Annotated in this window: 14 protein-coding genes and 1 tRNA gene; 10 read left to right on the plus strand and 5 right to left on the minus strand. The window is 50.2% G+C overall.

Annotation, left to right across the window (positions count from 1 at the left end):
- Window positions 1-1,383: an efflux transporter outer membrane subunit gene (locus ACO7SM_RS15905; RefSeq protein WP_490468331.1), complete on the minus strand. Its 1,383-nt coding sequence runs from the start codon at window positions 1,381-1,383 to the stop codon at window positions 1-3.
- A gap of 194 nt (window positions 1,384-1,577) precedes the next feature.
- On the opposite strand from ACO7SM_RS15905, the gene cusR reads away from it, so the two are divergent.
- The gene (gene cusR / locus ACO7SM_RS15910; protein ID WP_490468332.1) at window positions 1,578-2,261 is read left to right on the plus strand and encodes a copper response regulator transcription factor CusR; all 684 of its coding nucleotides are present in this window, start codon (window positions 1,578-1,580) and stop codon (window positions 2,259-2,261) included.
- Window positions 2,251-3,705, plus strand: coding sequence for a Cu(+)/Ag(+) sensor histidine kinase (locus tag ACO7SM_RS15915; RefSeq protein WP_490468333.1), 1,455 nt, complete (start codon window positions 2,251-2,253; stop codon window positions 3,703-3,705). The genes cusR and ACO7SM_RS15915 overlap by 11 nt, the downstream gene beginning before the upstream one ends.
- A 69-nt stretch (window positions 3,706-3,774) precedes the next feature.
- Here ACO7SM_RS15915 and ACO7SM_RS15920 read toward each other — a convergent pair whose 3' ends face one another.
- Window positions 3,775-6,210, minus strand: coding sequence for an ankyrin repeat domain-containing protein (locus ACO7SM_RS15920; protein WP_490468334.1), 2,436 nt, complete (start codon window positions 6,208-6,210; stop codon window positions 3,775-3,777).
- 256 nt (window positions 6,211-6,466) lie between these two features.
- On the opposite strand from ACO7SM_RS15920, the gene ACO7SM_RS15925 reads away from it, so the two are divergent.
- From ACO7SM_RS15925 to ACO7SM_RS15945, 5 genes are all read left to right on the plus strand, one after another.
- Complete coding sequence (locus ACO7SM_RS15925; protein WP_490468335.1) at window positions 6,467-8,134, plus strand: ATP-binding protein; 1,668 nt, start codon at window positions 6,467-6,469, stop codon at window positions 8,132-8,134.
- A complete protein-coding gene (locus tag ACO7SM_RS15930; protein WP_490468336.1) occupies window positions 8,112-8,813 on the plus strand; it encodes a response regulator in 702 nt (233 codons plus the stop codon). Before ACO7SM_RS15925 ends, ACO7SM_RS15930 begins: the two co-directional genes overlap by 23 nt.
- A gap of 177 nt (window positions 8,814-8,990) precedes the next feature.
- Window positions 8,991-10,079 carry an ABC transporter substrate-binding protein gene (locus tag ACO7SM_RS15935; RefSeq protein WP_490468337.1) on the plus strand — a complete coding sequence of 363 codons (1,089 nt, stop codon included), beginning with the start codon at window positions 8,991-8,993 and terminating at the stop codon, window positions 10,077-10,079.
- Window positions 10,080-10,170: 91 nt separating this feature from the next.
- The gene (locus ACO7SM_RS15940) at window positions 10,171-11,940 is read left to right on the plus strand and encodes an ABC transporter permease (RefSeq protein ID WP_192611463.1); all 1,770 of its coding nucleotides are present in this window, start codon (window positions 10,171-10,173) and stop codon (window positions 11,938-11,940) included.
- Window positions 11,933-13,003 carry an ABC transporter ATP-binding protein gene (locus tag ACO7SM_RS15945; protein ID WP_490468338.1) on the plus strand — a complete coding sequence of 357 codons (1,071 nt, stop codon included), beginning with the start codon at window positions 11,933-11,935 and terminating at the stop codon, window positions 13,001-13,003. The genes ACO7SM_RS15940 and ACO7SM_RS15945 overlap by 8 nt, the downstream gene beginning before the upstream one ends.
- Window positions 13,004-13,123: 120 nt before the next feature.
- On the opposite strand, the gene ACO7SM_RS15950 is transcribed toward ACO7SM_RS15945, so the two are convergent.
- A tRNA-Arg gene (locus ACO7SM_RS15950) sits at window positions 13,124-13,200 on the minus strand.
- 254 nt (window positions 13,201-13,454) lie between these two features.
- On the opposite strand from ACO7SM_RS15950, the gene fimW reads away from it, so the two are divergent.
- The 3 genes from fimW to fimZ all read left to right on the plus strand — a co-directional run bounded on the left by fimW (window position 13,455) and on the right by fimZ (window position 16,257).
- The gene (gene fimW / locus ACO7SM_RS15955) at window positions 13,455-14,048 is read left to right on the plus strand and encodes a fimbria biosynthesis transcriptional regulator FimW (protein ID WP_490468339.1); all 594 of its coding nucleotides are present in this window, start codon (window positions 13,455-13,457) and stop codon (window positions 14,046-14,048) included.
- Between the two features lie 265 nt (window positions 14,049-14,313).
- The gene (fimY, locus tag ACO7SM_RS15960; protein WP_490468340.1) at window positions 14,314-15,024 is read left to right on the plus strand and encodes a fimbria biosynthesis regulator FimY; all 711 of its coding nucleotides are present in this window, start codon (window positions 14,314-14,316) and stop codon (window positions 15,022-15,024) included.
- Window positions 15,025-15,624: 600 nt separating this feature from the next.
- Window positions 15,625-16,257, plus strand: a complete 633-nt coding sequence (gene fimZ, locus ACO7SM_RS15965; RefSeq protein WP_490468341.1) for a fimbria biosynthesis transcriptional regulator FimZ — start codon at window positions 15,625-15,627, stop codon at window positions 16,255-16,257.
- 48 nt (window positions 16,258-16,305) lie between these two features.
- Here the strand turns inward: fimZ and sfmF are convergent, their stop codons facing one another.
- Window positions 16,306-16,824: a fimbria assembly protein gene (gene sfmF / locus ACO7SM_RS15970; RefSeq protein WP_490468342.1), complete on the minus strand. Its 519-nt coding sequence runs from the start codon at window positions 16,822-16,824 to the stop codon at window positions 16,306-16,308.
- 9 nt (window positions 16,825-16,833) lie between these two features.
- Window positions 16,834-17,838, minus strand: a complete 1,005-nt coding sequence (gene fimH / locus ACO7SM_RS15975) for a type 1 fimbria D-mannose specific adhesin FimH (RefSeq protein WP_490468343.1) — start codon at window positions 17,836-17,838, stop codon at window positions 16,834-16,836.
- Window position 17,839: the final 1 nt, after the last annotated feature.

Consider the following 17,839-nt stretch of genomic DNA (forward strand, 5'->3'; position numbering starts at 1 on the left):
TTATTCCGCCCAACCGCCGCCCAGCGCAGTGAACAGCCTAATTTCATTCACCTGCCGGGCATAATTGAGATCAAGTAAGGTTTGTTGTGTGGTAAACAGCGAACGTTCTGCATCCAGCACGTTGATGTAACTCACCGCGCCGTTCTGATAGAGCGCTCTGGCACGTTGCAACGTAATGTTCAGGGAGTCCAGATAGCGTTGTTGCGCGGTCATTTGATCCGCCAGGCTTTGGCGTAATGCCAGCGCATCCGCCACTTCTTTAAAGGCGTTCTGGATCTTTTGCTCGTAATTCACCACCGACTGCTGCTGGCGAATTTCGGCTAAATCAAGATTGGCCTGGTTACGACCGGCATTAAAAATCGGCAACTCCACTTTCGGGATAAAATTCCACATCCCGTTAGAGGGATTAAATAAACTGGAAAGATCGCTGCTGCTGCCTGAAAGCGAACCGGTCAGCGTAATAGAGGGGAAAAATGCCGCACGCGCCGCACCAATATTGGCATTGGCCGCCATTAATGTGTGTTCAGCTTCCATAATATCCGGACGCTGTAATAAGATTTGCGAAGAGAGTGAAGGCGGTAATTTGACGCCGTTAATATCGCCAGCGTTCCCCGCGTTCTCATTCGGTAACGTTGTGTAGCTCCCCAACAGCAGTTGTAAGGCATGCGTGGCCTGCGCCAGCTCTCCCTGCCGTTTTGCGATGTCAGCCCGCGTACTTTCAATCACGCCCCGCGCCTGCTCCAGTGCCAACACGTTGGTGCTGCCGGTCAGCAGTTGTTTTTCGACAAATGCGTAGGAGCGTTGATAGTTTTGCAATGTTTCCCGCGCAACCTGCAGTTGCGCGTAGGCCAGACGCTGGTTGAAATAACTTTGCGAGACGTTCGAGATTAATAAAATATGCACCGCGCGGCGGGCTTCTTCACTGGCGAAAAAATTCTGTCGGTCAGCTTCGCTCATATTCTTTAGTCGGCCAAAGAAGTCCAGATCGAAACTCAAATTCAACCCGGCTTCATATTCGCGGGTGGTACGGGAGTCCCCTTCGACTTTACGACTCCAGCTACCGCTCGAGTCTGCGTCGAGCTGCGGATATCGGTCGGCATCCGTCACCTGATATTGCGCTCGCGCTTCCTGCACCTTCAGCGTTGCCATGCGCAAATCGCGGTTGTTGCGCAGCGCCTCGCCAATCAGCGCCTTTACCTGCGGGTCGACGAAAAATGTACGCCAGCCAGTTTCCTGATACCCCGTTGTCGCGGGGACCATCGCATTTTGCGAGAGGGAAAACTGTTGCGGCACGGGGGATTCCGGGCGCTGATAATCCGGCGCCAGTGAACATCCTGTCAGGACAAATAAAGCACTGAGGGTAAGACGCTTAAATGTGTACATAATCCTTTTCGCCCGCCGTGGACGCGTAACCCTAATGTGAAAATGAACGAATACCCCGTACCTTACCGAAATGACTCTGTTTAACCCGTGACAGCAAAATGACAAAACTGTCATTTTCCCAATAACCGATTGCTATCCGATCCGGCTTCTCTAGAATTGAGAGCCCGCACAGCCAATGCGTAAAGGAATATGTGATGAAGATTTTGATAGTCGAAGATGAAAACAAGACCGGCGAATACCTGACCAAAGGTTTGACAGAAGCCGGATTCGTGGTGGATCTGACCGATAACGGACTGAACGGTTATCACCTCGCGATGACCAGCGATTACGATCTGCTCATCCTCGACATCATGCTGCCAGACGTTAACGGCTGGGATATCGTGCGTATGCTGCGCGCCGCCAACAAAGGGATGCCTATCCTCCTTCTCACGGCGCTGGGCACCATTGAACATCGGGTTAAAGGACTGGAACTGGGCGCGGATGATTATCTGGTGAAACCGTTTGCCTTCGCCGAATTGCTGGCCCGCGTCAGAACCCTGTTGCGCCGGGGCGCGACGGTGATGGTGGAGAGCCAATTTCAGGTGGCTGATTTAACGGTGGATTTGGTCAGCAGAAAAGTCACCCGCAGCGGAACGCGGATCACCTTAACCAGTAAAGAATTCACCTTGCTGGAATTTTTCCTGCGCCATCAAGGGGAAGTGTTACCGCGTTCGCTAATTGCTTCTCAGGTATGGGACATGAATTTCGACAGCGACACCAACGCCATCGACGTGGCGGTCAAACGTCTACGCGCCAAGATAGACAATGAATTTGAGCCGAAACTTATCCAGACCGTTCGCGGCGTCGGCTATATGCTTGAGGTGCCGGATGGTCACTAAGCGGTTTCGCCGCCCTTTCTCGCTGGCGACCCGACTGACATTTTTTATCAGTCTGGCGACCATCGCCGCCTTTTTCGCCTTTGCCTGGGTGATGATCCACTCGGTAAAAGTCCACTTTGCCGAGCAGGATATTAATGACTTAAAAGAGATAAGCACGACGCTCGAGCGAATTCTCAACGCTCCTGAGGAGCCGGAATCCCGCCGTCTGGAAACCCTGCGAAATGTGGTTTCGGGCTACTCAAACGTCATTATTTCTCTCGAAGATGCCAATAAAAAGGCCATTTTTCATTCGCCTGGCGCGCCTGACCTGCGCGAGTTTATCGGCCGCGCAACGCCGGATAAAAATGCCGGTAACGGCGACGTCTTTTTACTTTCCGGCCCAACCCTGAACATGCAGGGGCACAATCAGGGACACGGCGTTCACTCTACCTGGCGAATGATTCGTCTACCGGTGGGGCAATTACCTGACGGTAAACCCGCCTGGACGTTGTACATGGCGTTATCGATAGATTTTCATCTGCACTATATTAACGACCTGAAAAACAAGCTGATTATGACAGCCTCGTTGGTCAGCATACTGATTATTTTTATCGTCCTGCTTGCCGTCTATAAAGGCCACGAACCGATCCGCAACGTGAGCCGACGTATTCAAAATATGACCTCAAAAGATCTTGATGTCCGTTTAGATCCGCAGGCCGTGCCGATTGAGCTGGAACGTCTGGTTATTTCGTTTAATCACATGCTCGCGCGCATTGAGGATGTTTTTACGCGCCAGTCCAACTTCTCCGCCGATATTGCCCATGAAATCCGAACCCCGATCACCAATCTGGTGACGCAAACCGAGATTGCGCTCAGCCAGCCCCGCAGCCAAAAAGAGCTGGAGGATGTGCTGTATTCCAATCTTGAAGAGTTTGGCCGGATGTCGAAGATGGTGAGCGATATGCTGTTCCTCGCACAGGCTGACAACAATCAGCTCGTTCCGGAGAAAAAGGCGCTGAACCTGGCGGATGAAGTGAGCAAAGTCTTCGACTTCTTTGAAGCCTGGGCTGAAGAGCGCGAGGTGAGTTTACGCTTTGAAGGCCGCGAATGTTGGGTATCCGGCGACCCCAGTATGTTACGCCGGGCGTTAAGTAATTTACTCTCCAATGCGATGCGCTACACCCCGAAAGGAGAATCCGTCACCGTGCGGCTCGTTGAGGCGAAGGAGCAGGTGCAGATTATCGTTGAGAACCCCGGAACCCCTATTGCCCCTGAGCATTTACCGCGCCTGTTTGACCGGTTTTATCGCGTCGATCCCTCTCGTCAGCGTAAAGGCGAAGGCAGCGGCATCGGGCTGGCCATTGTGAAATCAATCGTCATCGCCCATCAGGGAACCGTCGCCGTCACCTCTGATTTGCGCGCCACCCGTTTTATTCTGACGCTGCCAAAACATGCTGCGAGTTAATATCGCTGTTCAAGATGCCGGAGAGTTCAGAGCCATCTCACTCAGATGGCTCTGGCCACAGGATAAACCTTACCAGAAGCGTTTTCTGAGCGCGGTTTCAATCTCAATATCCACCCGGTAGAACTGCAAAATAACCCAAACTGCATCGACCAGGGCTTCGGTCAGTGCCGGATAATCATCCTCAATGAACGTGTTGATCTGCCCGACGGCTTCATCGATATATTCCTGAACGCTTTCTTCAAACTCCTCTTTGGTGGCCTGATGGCGAAAAAAGCTGAAGTTATCCAGTTTTTCAATGAGCAGGTCTATCTGCTCTTCAATGCCGTTTAACTGGATAGCCGTAATATCGGGATCGCTGGCTACCGGTTTAAAGAAACTTTTCACTTTCGCTTTCAGTTCGATAATCGTCGGAATCTGGCTTCTCTGCGAAGCCGCACTGCTGGCCTCTGGAATGGCTTTTTTTACCCGCTGCGGTTTTTGCGATACCGCAATAACGGGATTATCTTCGCCGACAGGTAACTCTGGTATGTTTTCTGCCTTGGTGGGAATGGGCGCAATTTCACCCTTGATCTGCTGCTGTAGACGGCGGTGGAAATAGCTCTCTGGCTCAGGAATAGCGAGCGCGTGTTCAAGCTGCGGCGGGCTATAAGGCACCATTTGAAGAAGTGCCTCAAATATCTCTTTATAATCCAGTTCGATTGCCGCCACGAGCGGGCTGTTGCCACGGCAATTCTCGACCGTCAAATCAGCCCCGAATTGCTGTAAAAGCTTGAGGATCCGCACGGCCGTCGATTCAAAACGGGGAAACTCATTTGAATCACCGCCGATGATGGCACACAACGCTGGCGTGGTGCCCTCGATATTAAGCGCATTAGGGTTTGCCCCCTGCGCTAACAGCGCGTCGACGCAGGATTGAGCACCGTAATAACAGGCGCACATCAACGGCGTAAATCGTTCATCGACTGAAAACTCTTCGAGTTTCGCACCATGTTGTAACAGAAGCTGAACGGTCTGGCGGCGTATGGGGCCGGTTATTTCATCTAATGAGTAGGTCGAAATGGCTTTATGTAAGATTGGGGAATTATCGTGACCACAATGCGTATGAATATCGCCCCCCTGCTGAATCAACCATTCCAGCAGTTGAGTACGACAAGAAATCGCCGCGGCTGAGACAAAGTTTGTGTTGTAAATATTGGTGAGGCTTAAATCAAGTCCCAATGGCTGCAAATACGCCATCACCTGAATAATCGTTTCCTGGTCTTCTTTCCATGAGCCGCGTTGAGTAATCGTCAGCAAGGTCGGTTCTTCTACGGAACCAAATTTCTTATTGATATCCAAACCATACCGCAAAAAGAGATCGAGAAACTGGGGTAAAAACGTTCTTTTTTCGACCATTGGGTAGATGAGCAAACGTAGATTTGACCAGCTCAACATCTCATACGGTTTACCGTTGTTGACGAACTCACTGTTGGGATCAGCGCCATAGTTGAGTAACAGTTCAAGAGCCTGATAGATGTAATCGCGCTTATCGGGGTCGGTAAAATGAGGATTATTCAGATACTGGCTGATCAACGGTGCCTGATAACCGTCTGGTGGCGTCATCTTATAGATGCGATTGATATCGACAGTCACCTTAAGCAGTTTTTCGATAATTCGCAGATCAAACTCTGATGTCAGCGCCGCGTAGACCAGGCTTTTGGCACGAGAGTCTGCTTTCAGTTCGGGATAATTGTCGAGCAAATACTCACAATAGTCCGTTGCTTTTTCGTAAACACACAATTCCAGCAGATTGGCGTCATCCCAAAAGCTGCTGTCATTGGCCATAATATAGCGATCTTTTTTATAATTCGGATAGCGTTTCACCAACGGTGCAAATGCCTCAAGCCCCCAAAAATGGCTCGACCGAATAATATCTTCGATCAGCGTAGTCTCTTCAATATTCAGCGTGATATCTTTATTTATGATATGTAAAAACAGCGCTTTACTTTGTTCTGAATATAATATTTCTAATGGGTGATTTAGCTCGCCATTAGTCCAAAAGCTCACCGTTTTATTGATATCTAAGTGAGACTCTAGCAGAAGATCTATCATGTTTTTACGTTGACTGTCCTGATAGACATACTGTGGTTCAGGGTGAAAAAGGTAGTTAAGCCAACAGTTATTAAATTTATTCTGATAGTAAAGATCGGCGCCAGCATTGAGATACAGCGTCACTAACTGTGTATTATTAAACTCGATGGCCGAATGAAAAGCACTGAAACCATTACACTCGATGTGCGCCCCTTTATCGAGCAGATATTGCACCAGTGAGACATCTGACTCTGGGTTACGCGTCAAGGGAACCAGCACGTTACATGGAGAAATATCGGGGTCAATAAAATTAATATCACCGCCATTCGCCAGGTACTTATCGATTTTCTGTATTTTTTTAGCGGTCGATAGTTTGCTGTCTACGCAAATTTGCCGAAGCGTGCGTTTATTATCATTAAAAATCCAGTTTAACATAGCATTCCTTGTAACAGTCTAATAATCAAAGACTTTCATACACTTCGGTAACGCGTAATCTTGCTCATTGTCGCCGACTTTATTCCTGTGGGTCTGAAACATCCGCATCATAGCATGTCAGGCCGTTGTCGTAGCGCCCCCAGAATACGTGGTGCAGTGGCGCAGCTCACAACTCTGCTTTTACCTGATTACACCCCGCATTGCTCCGTGGTAGGCTCCGCGGATGTCTCTTTTTTGTATTCCTGCCGCAGGTCGTATGAAACGCAGACTCCCTTTTCAGGTGAAGCTTTTTTTGTCTCTGGTGGCATTTTCCTGCCTGTTATTAATTCTGCTGGGCGCTATCCTGTTTCATTTTATTGACCGGCAACTGCACCACGATCTCGGGCAACGTGCGCGCGTTCAGGCCAGCGAAATTGCGTTAATGCCGGGTCTTGCGGAAAAAATCGCCGCAAGGGATATCGCCGGAATAGCCCGTTTAATTCAGCCACTGCGTGCGCAAAGTGACGCCAGTTATATTGTCATTGGCGACGTCAACGAACAGCATCTCTACCATTCAGAGTCCCCGGAGCGTCTTAATTTACCCATGATTGGTGGGGATAATGCGGAAGTGTTACAGGGGAAAACCATTATTTCGGTGCGCAAAGGCGGGATAGGTGTTTCATTGCGCAGCAAATCCCCGGTCTTCGATGCCCATCATCAGGTCATCGGTATCGTCTCGGTCGGCTATCTCACGTCGTATATCGCCAATATAAATGCCCGCATTCTCTGGCAGGCGGGATTATATGGCATCGCCCTTTTGCTTCTGTTGTTTCTCTTTTCCTGGATGTTTACCCGTAATCTCAAAAAACAGATGTTCCGGCTCGAGCCCAAAGACATCGTTCTGTTGGTTCGCCAACAAAAAGCGCTGCTTGAAGCAATGTATGAAGGTGTATTTGCGGTTAACGGCGAACGGCAACTGATATTAATCAACCGTGCCGCCAGAGAATTACTGGATATTCATCAGTCAGAAAAAGATCTCATCGGTAAACCGCTGGAGAAGGTATTACAGACGTCTCCGGACTTTTTTTCTCAGCCGCCGGCCTCAAAAAATAGCGACCGCCACGACCATATTGCCGTGCTGAATCAGCGCCAGGTGATTGTCAATCGCGTCGCCATTGAACTGGAACCCAGCATTGAAAGCGGCTGGGTATTCAGTTTTCGCGACAAAAACGACATTAACACCCTCAGCAGTCAGCTAAGCCAGGTAAAACGCTACGCCGACAACTTGCGCATCATGCGCCATGAACAATTGAACTGGACGGCGACGCTGGTAGGCCTGTTGCAGATGCAGCATTATGACGAGGCCATTCGCTATATTCAGGCGCAGTCAGAAGGGGCGCAGAAAGTGCTGGATTTTGTCTCGGCCCATTTCGCTTCTCCGGCGCTGTGCGGACTGCTGTTGGGAAAATACGTCAGCGCGCGGGAAAAAGGCATCGAACTCCAGTTTGACCCCGCCTGCCAGCTAACCCGCCCTCCGGCCATGCTCAGCGAAACAGAACTGATGTCTGTCATTGGTAACCTGCTGGACAATGCCGTCGATGCGACGCTCAAAGCCGCCGATCCCACAGCGCCCGTTGAGGTATATATTTCGGACAGAAATCAGGAACTGCTGATCGAGGTCGCCGACAGAGGCTGCGGCGTGGATGATGCGGCCAAACCCCATCTCTTCAGGCAGGGGTTCAGCAGTAAACCCGCAAACGACGATGACATCATAGGATCAGAACACGGAATCGGCCTGTATCTGGCGGCGGGCTATATTAATAAGGCGGGCGGCAGCATTGAAATCACCAACAACATACCGCAAGGCACTATTTTTACGGTGTTTATTCCCTACACACATTCCAGTTCGACAGGGCTAAAGCATGACAAATTCGCGGGCGCTTGATGTCGTCATTGTTGAGGACGAACCCCATCTCGCCGAACTCCATCGCGAGTATATCGAACAGCATTTTCATTTACGTGTGGTGGGTATTGCCACCACGCTCGAAGAGGCCCGCACGTTAATCGGCCTGCATCGGCCGCGTCTGATCCTGCTGGATAACTATTTGCCGGATGGTCAGGGCGTCGAACTCATCGACAGCCCATTGCTGAAAAGTTTCGAGTGTTCCGTGATTTTCATTACCGCGGCAAGCGATATGCAAACCTGTAGCCATGCGATGCGCAGCGGCGCGTTTGATTACCTCATTAAACCGGTGTTCTTCCAGCGTCTGCGCGCATCACTGGAACGTTTTATGCTGCTTATCAACGCTATGCGTCAGGTGAAGGTGGTCGATCAACATGCCCTGGATCGGTTGTTCAATCTGCCCACCGGCGACGTCCCGCCCACACCCTCCACCAAAGGGATTGAATCCAATACGCTGGAGCGCATTAAGTGCTTTTTTACCGACAACCCGGAAAACACCTGGTCGGTGGAAGAGGTGGTGGAAAACGTGGGGATCAGCAAAACCACCGGTCGTCGTTATCTGGAATATTGTGTGGAAGTGGGTTTTATCAGCGTCGAGATGCTGTATGGCAACATCGGTCATCCGAGACGACTGTATCGCAAAGCGCCTGGCACAGAATAAACGGCGACCAACGCGTCGGTTTGCCGATCCTTCTTCGCGGTTTTAATGGTGTTAATTGTCTAAACAATGCCCATAATCACACTTCGGAAACGGAACCCTTGCCCCCCTATTGTCTGACTGACGGCATACGCCATGTTGACCATTAGTTCCTCAAATGTAACTAAAAGGTTAATAATAATGTCGAACACATTCCGCATCTCTCTGATCGCTACTGCTGTGCTGATCTCTACTTCCGCAATGTCTGCATTACCGCAAGGCTACCCGACTGACTATCAAAAGGTTGTCGATGCTGCGACCAAAGAAGGCAAATTGGTGGTCTACTCCACCACCGATACCAAATCCGCTGACCCGCTGATTAAGGGGTTCGAAGCCACTTATCCCGGCATTAAAGTTGAATACAACGATATGAACAGTACCGAACTGTACAACCGTTTTATCAGCGAACAGGCCTCCGGTAGCGGTAGCGGCGACGTGGTCTGGAGCTCATCGATGGATACCGCATTGAAGCTCGCCGCCGATTATGCGCAGGAATACACCTCGCCTGAGCAAAGCCAATTACCGAAATGGTCTGTCTGGAATAATAAGGCGTATGGCACCACCTACGAGCCGGTGGTCTTCATTTATAACAAACGCCTGATCCCGGCAAATGACGTCCCTGACTCCCACGCTGCGCTGGCGAAACTTGTTGCCAGCCAGACAGACAAATTCAAAAGCAAAGTGACCACCTACGATGTTGAGAAATCCGGAGTTGGCTTTATGCTCTCTGTCCAGGATTCCAAAGCCGATCCGAACTACTTCAAAACGCTGGCAGAGGTTGCCAAAGGTGGCTTAGCGGTGCAATCGTCCACCGGCACCATGATGGAAAGGGTTTCCTCGGGCGAAAACCTGATTGGTTACAATATCCTGGGTTCTTACTCTGAAGCGCGGGCTAAAACCGATCCCTCGTTAGGCATCTCTTATCCCAAGGATTACACCCTCGTTCTGTCACGCGTTTCTTTTATCAGTCAGCAGGCGCAAAACAGCAATGCCGCCAAACTGTGGCTGGATTATGTGTTGTCTGAAAAAGGGCAAAGTATTCTGGCAAATCAGGCTGATATCCCGTCAATTCGTAACGATATCGAAGGGGATAATGACATCAACGGGATGACAAAAATGCTCGGCCAGGCGCTGAAACCGATCCCGGTAGATGAAAGCCTGCTGGAATACCTGCAACCGAAAAAACGTCTGGAATACATCAAATTGTGGCGCGAAGCCGCTGCCAAATAAGACCGACCTTCACAGAAGCGCGGCTCATCCGGCGCGCTTCGCTTCGCTTTCCTGATGTCGTTATTCTGGGTTTCGGAACCAGGGATACACTATGAATGCAATACACAGAAAGTGGCAAAGTCTGCCGCGTGGCGCGGTGGTGCTGATAACAGCACTGGTTATCTATATTCCACTGTCGTTCATTATGATACAGAGTTTCTTGTCGGCCCCCTTCTTTTCCCCGACAAAAGCCTGGAGCCTTGAATCCTTTGGCTTCATTTTCACCGATCCTGATTTCTATAAAGCCCTCAAAAGCGGTTTTATTCTCGCTTTCGGTCTGGTGGCCATCGCCATTCCGCTCGGCGGCGTGCTAGCCTTTCTGATGGTACGTACCGATTTACCTGGCCGACGGCTGATTGAACCGCTGATTCTGGTACCGATTTTTGTTTCTCCGATGGTGCTGGGGTTTGGTTATGTGGTAGCGGCCGGGCCGGTGGGATTTCTCTCTCTCTGGGCGCAATCGCTGATTGGCTTTGTTCCGTGGAATATCTACGACATGTCGAGCATCGTGGTGATTGCCGGCCTGACGCACGTTCCCCACGCCTATCTTTATATCTCGTCGGCATTGCGCAGCGTGGGTTCCGATGTTGAGGAAGCCGCGCGTATCACGGGTGCATCACCGCTTCAGGTGATGACGTCAGTCAGTCTGCCGATGGTTCGCCCGTCGATTCTGTATGCGACCGTGCTGCTGTTTTTCCTCGGACTGGAAGTGTTTGGTTTGATGCTGGTGCTGGGCGATCCGGAAGGCAATATGGTGCTGGCGACCTATTTGTACCAACTGACCAACAAACTCGGCACGCCCTCTTATCACCTGATGGCCGCAGTGGCGGTGGTGTTGATTTGCATTACGGTTCCGCTGGTCATGCTACAGCGTCGCCTGATGCGCACCGCCAACCGCTTTGTCACCATGAAAGGCAAAGCCTCCCAGGCGCGGGCGTTACCACTGGGGAAATGGCGCTGGGTCGCCGGTGGCGTCGTGGCGTTCTGGCTGACCGTGACCATCGGCGTTCCGTTGCTGGGGGTGGTGCTGCGCGCCTTTATCTCCAACTGGGGCGTTGGGGTATCTCTGTGGGATGAACTCTCGCTCAGCACCTTCCGTACTATCTGGTCACAGCCGAACCTGCTGCGCGCCATTGTAAACTCCATGTCCATCGGCGTGGTTGGCGGCGCGCTGGCGGTTGCCTGTTATCTGTTTGTCGGCATCGCCATGCACCGTAAACCCGACAGCACCACACGCTTTTTGGATTACAGCGTGCTGGTGCCGCGCGCAGTACCCGGTCTTCTCGCGGGCCTGGCGTTTCTGTGGGTGTTTCTGTTCCTGCCAATGTGGCTTGATAACGCCCTGAAATCCGGCTGGCTTTCCGGTATGCCGTGGTCGCAGTGGCTGCGCGATAACCTGATTGTCTGGCTGCGATCGTTGCGCAGTACCATTTTCAGCGTTTGGCTGGCGTATACCGTGGTGTGGATGGCATACGGCCTGCGTCTGATCTCCTCAACGCTACTGCAAGTAGGGCCAGAACTTGAAGAGGCCGCCCGCAGCACCGGCGCCACACGCGGGCAAATTACCCGCCACGTGACGATCCCATTATCGCGCTACGGTCTTATCGGCTCATGGCTACTGATGTTCCTGATCTTCGAGCGTGAATATTCAACCGGCGTATACCTGCTTTCGCCAGGCACGGAAACCATTGGCTCAATGCTGGTTTCCCTGTGGGCGGCAGGCGCGATTGATATCGTGGCGGCGCTCTCCTTTATTAACATCCTGCTGGTGGTGGTAGGTCTGGGTATTGCCCTTCGCTTTGGAGTCAAATTACATGATTGAATTATCGGTCGAGAACCTGCACTTAACCTACGGCGACAATCCGGTGTTAAAGGGCGTGTCCATGAACCTGAAGCGCGGTGAGGTTGTCTCTTTGCTCGGCCCTTCAGGCAGCGGTAAAACGACGTTGCTGCGGGCGGTCGCCGGGCTGGAAAAACCCACCCAGGGCGCAATTGTCATTGGTAAAAATAAAGTTTACGACGGTACGCCTCGCAGTGAGATCCCTGCTGAAGAACGTAATCTTGGGCTGGTATTCCAGTCCTATGCGCTGTGGCCTCATAAGACCGTTTTTGAGAACGTGGCGTATCCGTTGAAACTTCGCAAAGTTGCCGCAAAAGAGATAACCCAGCGGGTTCAGGATGTCCTGGATCAACTGGGCCTTGGTCATCTGGGTAAACGTCATCCGCATCAGCTTTCCGGTGGTCAACAGCAGCGCGTCGCCATTGGCCGGGCACTGGTCTACAACCCCCCTGTCATTCTGCTCGATGAACCGCTGTCGAATCTGGATGCCAAACTGCGGGAAGAAGCCCGCGTATTCCTGCGTGAACTGATCATCAATCTGGGGCTCTCCGCGCTGATGGTGACGCACGACCAAAACGAAGCGATGTCCATTTCTGACCGGATCCTGCTGCTTAATAACGGCAAGATTGAACAACAGGGAACGCCGCAGGAGATGTACGGTAACCCGAAAACGTTATTTACGGCGGAATTCATGGGCAGCAATAACCGCCTGCACGGCAAAGTCACTGAACTTCGTGATGGCAGAGCGCGTATCGAAGGATCCGGCTGGACATTATGGGGACACGCGGGCGAAGGCGTGCAAGTGGGTCAACCTGCTACGGCAGTGATTCGTGTAGAGCGTGTCGCGTTAGTCGACGGCCCTGGCGAAAATCAGCTTGAACTGCCTCTGCTCACCAGCATGTACCTTGGCGATCGCTGGGAATATCTTTTCCGCACCTCCGGGGATGATTTTGTCATCCGGGCTTATGGCAATGACGTTCGCGATCCGCAGCATTGCCACCTGGCGTTGCCGGAAAAACATGTCTGGATATTCCCGAAATCCTGATACTGCAAGGGAGCGGGATTTGCCGCTCCCTGACATTGCTGGCGATAGGGAGTCAAAGAGAATCCTGGCGCGCAATATCCTGAATTTTGGGCATAAAAAAGACGTCAGTTGACGTCGAAATGGTGCGCCCTGCAGGATTCGAACCTGCGACCCACGGCTTAGAAGGCCGTTGCTCTATCCGACTGAGCTAAGGGCGCATTGTGAAGATGAGTCTTCATGCGGGTGAAACGCGTGAATTATACGGTCAGCACCTGCCGAGTCAATGGCTTTCGTACTGGTTGCTGATGAAGTGTACGAATACCTCTTCTTTCCGGTCATTTTCAGGGCTCCAGGAAATATCCTGGTAAGATTCCAGCCTCCACAGGGTGCTATTTAGGGATCTACGTATTTTAAAATTGATAAATTTAATTAATATTTAGCCTACCCTCACTTCTGTTTTGGATGTTTTTCTATGCTGAGTATCGCTATCAAGGAACAGAATAGCCACTTCAAACATGGCCTGAAAATTATTATTACTCGCCTGACTGAACAGTGGCAGCAGGACATTCAATTTCTCCCTGTCGACCTTCTGGATACTGCGGAAATCGCCCTGGTATCACTTGATGAAGACTGGTTCAGTGCCGATTGCTATCAGGTTCCGCTGCATACGCGACATCAACAAAGGATCATTATCTGCAACAAAAATGAAAAAGAAAAATTGATGTTCAGGCCCTGCCTCTACATGCTCCCACATATTTATCGTGAAGATGATGTGGATGAGATCACTAAAAAAATGGTTCTTATTCTGAAAAAACGCGCGCTCCGTCATCGTGTTCCTCCGACAATCTGTCATTACTGTACCACTCGCCATTTTTCTATTTTAGAACGCCAGTTATTAAAATCTCTCGCTCAAGGTTATCCCTTAGCAGAAAGCGCTGAGATCCTCTCGCTGAGTGAACATCAAGCCAAAGCCATTCGCCATCGTATTATGAAAAAACTGCTTCTTAAAAACGACCAACAATTTCTGCACTACATCAGGGTCAATTTAAATTTTCTGCAGGAATAGATGCCCGACTGTTTTTCTTAGCATATTATGAAATATCCCATCAATAATTAAGTAACCTCGCCTGGAGATGCATTTTTAATGCTGCCATACTAATGCGTTGAATAAGTGTTGTCCTCATGGAGTATAACATTGCAACGGCTGTACTGATTGAAGGCATTGAAATCATCAGCAAAGGAATTTACCTATCGCGCTGGCGCAGTCCTGGTTCAGGGATATTTAGAGCCAGCGCTTTTACCGGATAGACAATAAAAACGGATAAAACAGGATGCGCAGAGAACGGCATCGTCGTTTAAGGAGCGCCAGTTGCACGCGCAATCCTTCCCGGGCAACGCAACAGGTCGTTGACCAGATTGAATATCTGGATCAACGACTCAATTATGCGTTGCCGGGCGGCGCCTTCTCACAAGCTATCGTGACCACCGATCGCTATCTGGGTTATACGCTAAGCCGTTATCTCTTTTCCGGTAAACACAGTGCGGTATTCAACACGCTTGATCCCACCACGCTCGGATCAGACGGGCCACAGTTACGCCAACTGATTATCGATATGGAAGGACTGGCGATTTCCCGTTACGAAGCGCTCGAACGTTTACGCCTCTTCATGCGCGAGCGAAATGATATTCACATCTATCTTCTGGTTTCTGGTAAAGACGCCAGCCTGGTTCAATTTATGCGAATGGCCGGGAATTTTCAGATCTTGTCCCGCCATCAGGATCTCACCTCGCTGCGCAGGGCATTATTATCGCCACCCGAAGATGCGCTCCAGACAGACACTTTCAGCCACGCCGATTGGGCGATAATTTCAGCCTTATCACAAGGCGTCACCTTAAAGACAATCGCCCATTTACAAAATACGCCATATCATCGGGTAATCTATCGAATTAATCGCCTGACAGCACGACTTGGGCTTCCCCACAGCCAACGTTTACTGCATCTTATTCATCGTCTTAGTATTACTTCTCTTCACATAATTTAACCACCTAAGCCACTATGTCGTAAGAATTTATGAGACATTACTTATTTTACGCCCGGCCTTACTGTGAATTTTTTACAAAAAATCAATATTTACAACTATTCCTGGAATCTCACTACGCCAGCCGCATTCGATACATACCTAATTTATTGAGCTTTTTCATCTTATTTGATGGTGAGGCGGCATAGAAACACATGACGTCAGTTAAACAATTGGTTTTTTGTGTTGTTTTTTGTGTTTACCCATGCACTTTATCACGCCATAATGAAAATAATGAGATAATAACTCCAAATACGGTTAAACTGTCTAAAACGTGCAGAACATTGTAACTGCCTGGCGCAATGGTTGTTCTATAAACCTTTTACGAAAAAACAGACCCGGTATAATCCGTCTGGTTCTTTGGCTAAAATTAAATTTCTTTTGTTGGTGGAAATGGATATTCCACACACTCATTGCTCTTACGCAAAATAGCCGACTAACAGGGATGTCATTGCATTTTCCGTGAGCTTATTGCATGGGGAGAGTTTCTGGCTATTTGACACTATCTACGACGTCTCCATGACCTACAAATGAAAGACGCACGAACAGTCTGAGGCAACAACAATGAAACCAGCATCCGTTATTATTATGGATGAGCACCCTATTGTCAGAATGTCGATAGAAGTGCTTCTCGAAAAAAATAACAATATCCAGGTTGTCCTGAAAACCGATGACAATCGCACAGCGATCGATTACCTGCGCACTTACCCCGTGGATCTCGTTATTCTGGACATCGAACTGCCGGGTACGGACGGCTTTACGCTGCTAAAGAGGATTAAATCGATACAGGAAAATACGCGGGTTCTGTTTTTATCGTCTAAATCGGAATCATTTTATGCAGGCCGGGCAATCCGGGCTGGCGCGAATGGTTTTGTCAGCAAAAGGAAGGATCTGAACGACATTTATAATGCAGTAAATATGATCCTCGCGGGATATTCATTTTTTCCTTCAGATACGCTTAATTTCCTCAGTAATACAAATATGCGAAAAGGAGAGCTCAATGATATGCCGCTCTCAAACCGCGAGGTCACGGTTTTACGTTATCTGGCGAACGGATTATCAAATAAAGAAATCGCAGAGCAGCTCTTACTCAGCAACAAAACCATCAGCGCTCATAAAGCCAACATTTTTTCTAAGCTCGGTCTGCACACAATAGTGGAGCTTATCGATTACGCGAAAGTACACGAACTCTTGTAATGACACTCCCGACGAGACGTCGTTCGGGAGTGCTGAGTACGCGTTACCTCAGTTGTAGTTAATCATAAATGTCGCATCCGCATTCGCACTGCCTGGCTGAGCATCGTCGGCTATAGCGATGTAGTCGGCAAAAAAGTTCAGCGTCGCATTACCGTTTGCATCAATAGTGACCGGCTGACTGGCTTGCTCAAGCGGCAACCGGGTGCTATCGCTATCGCGAATCTCAATCGCCACCTTCTGCGCCATCACCGCATCCTCCAGAGCCAAAAGCGTTGTTCCCGGCGCGGACGTTCCTGAAAATGTGATCGTGGCAGAACCCGGCGGACACCCTTCAAGTTTCAGGCTAAAGGGGGCCGGCTTTGTCGAATCCCCCGTGGTGCGTAGTTGTTTTATCGGCCAGGAGCCGAGTTCAACCGTTTTATTGCTGTCACCGGCAATGACTGCGCAGGAAACTTCCACCACATTCCCACGCAGTTCAATGTTGATCTCCCCCAGCGGTGACTCTGCCTGACAAAACGAACTGAACAGCGTGCCGCACACCATGACAAAAAAGCCCCGGATAATCATGCGTTCTCCTTAGTCATAATCTACGCGCAGATACCCGTGCGCGTTGAAGGGACCGTCCGTGGGTTTATTGCCGGTCACGCTCACTGGCCACGCGCGGATCCCGACATTCGCCTGAGCATTATCATCAAGTTGAAACGGAATTTTGCTCGTCATATCGTTGGGGGTCAGCGGTACGCCGCTGTCATCTGACACGATAAATCCTAAATCAGGATTACCAGAGACCATCGCTTTCCCCGACACTTTCTCCGCTTCCAGGCGCATGGACAAATAAGCTTGCGCCTCCACATTGGTGCATTTGATGGCGATCGTTTTCGTTTGCGGCGTGACTCCCTCAGGGCGATTCCCCGCGCCCGCGTTGCTAAATAACGCCGCGCCGATATCGCCAAAATCAAACTCCACTACTTGTCCGGCATTCACTGTACAGTTTTGCGGTACTTCTACTTTTCCGCTGTAGCTGATGGTATAAACCGGCGTACTCAGCGGATCATTGGTGCTGGTTGTCACATAAACCGTAAACATAGTCTGGCGGGGAATTGCCACCATATTGATAAAGGGCCGAATCACTTTCAGTTTAAAAACAAGCTGTGAATCCATCACACCGAAAGCTTTCTGTTGTGCAACCTTAGGATTCGTCCCCATGCGAACATAGTTGCGAGGCGGATAAAATACGCCCGCATAATCGTCCGTGATACTCAGGGCTCCCAGCAAGTAGTCGTTGAGTTTCAGATACTGGAATTCACCCTCCGTACTTTGCACGGGAAGTGTACTCACGTAGCTGCGGTAGGTATAGTCTTCCGAGGCCCCAACACAGTAGGCACTCACGCCAATCCAGCCTGACTTATCCGGTAACGTCACGACTTCTCCCGCCTGGTTATTACTGCTGGTAAAGACATGCGACAGATCGTAAAAAACATCCGTTGGCGTACCGTTGTCGTTATAACAGATCGCCGCCAGTGCCGGATTTGCCAACAGCAACGCAACGCCGCCCAGCAATAATCTTGTTTTTAGTTTCATC

Source organism: Citrobacter sp. LJND-P06 (genome assembly GCF_058188415.1).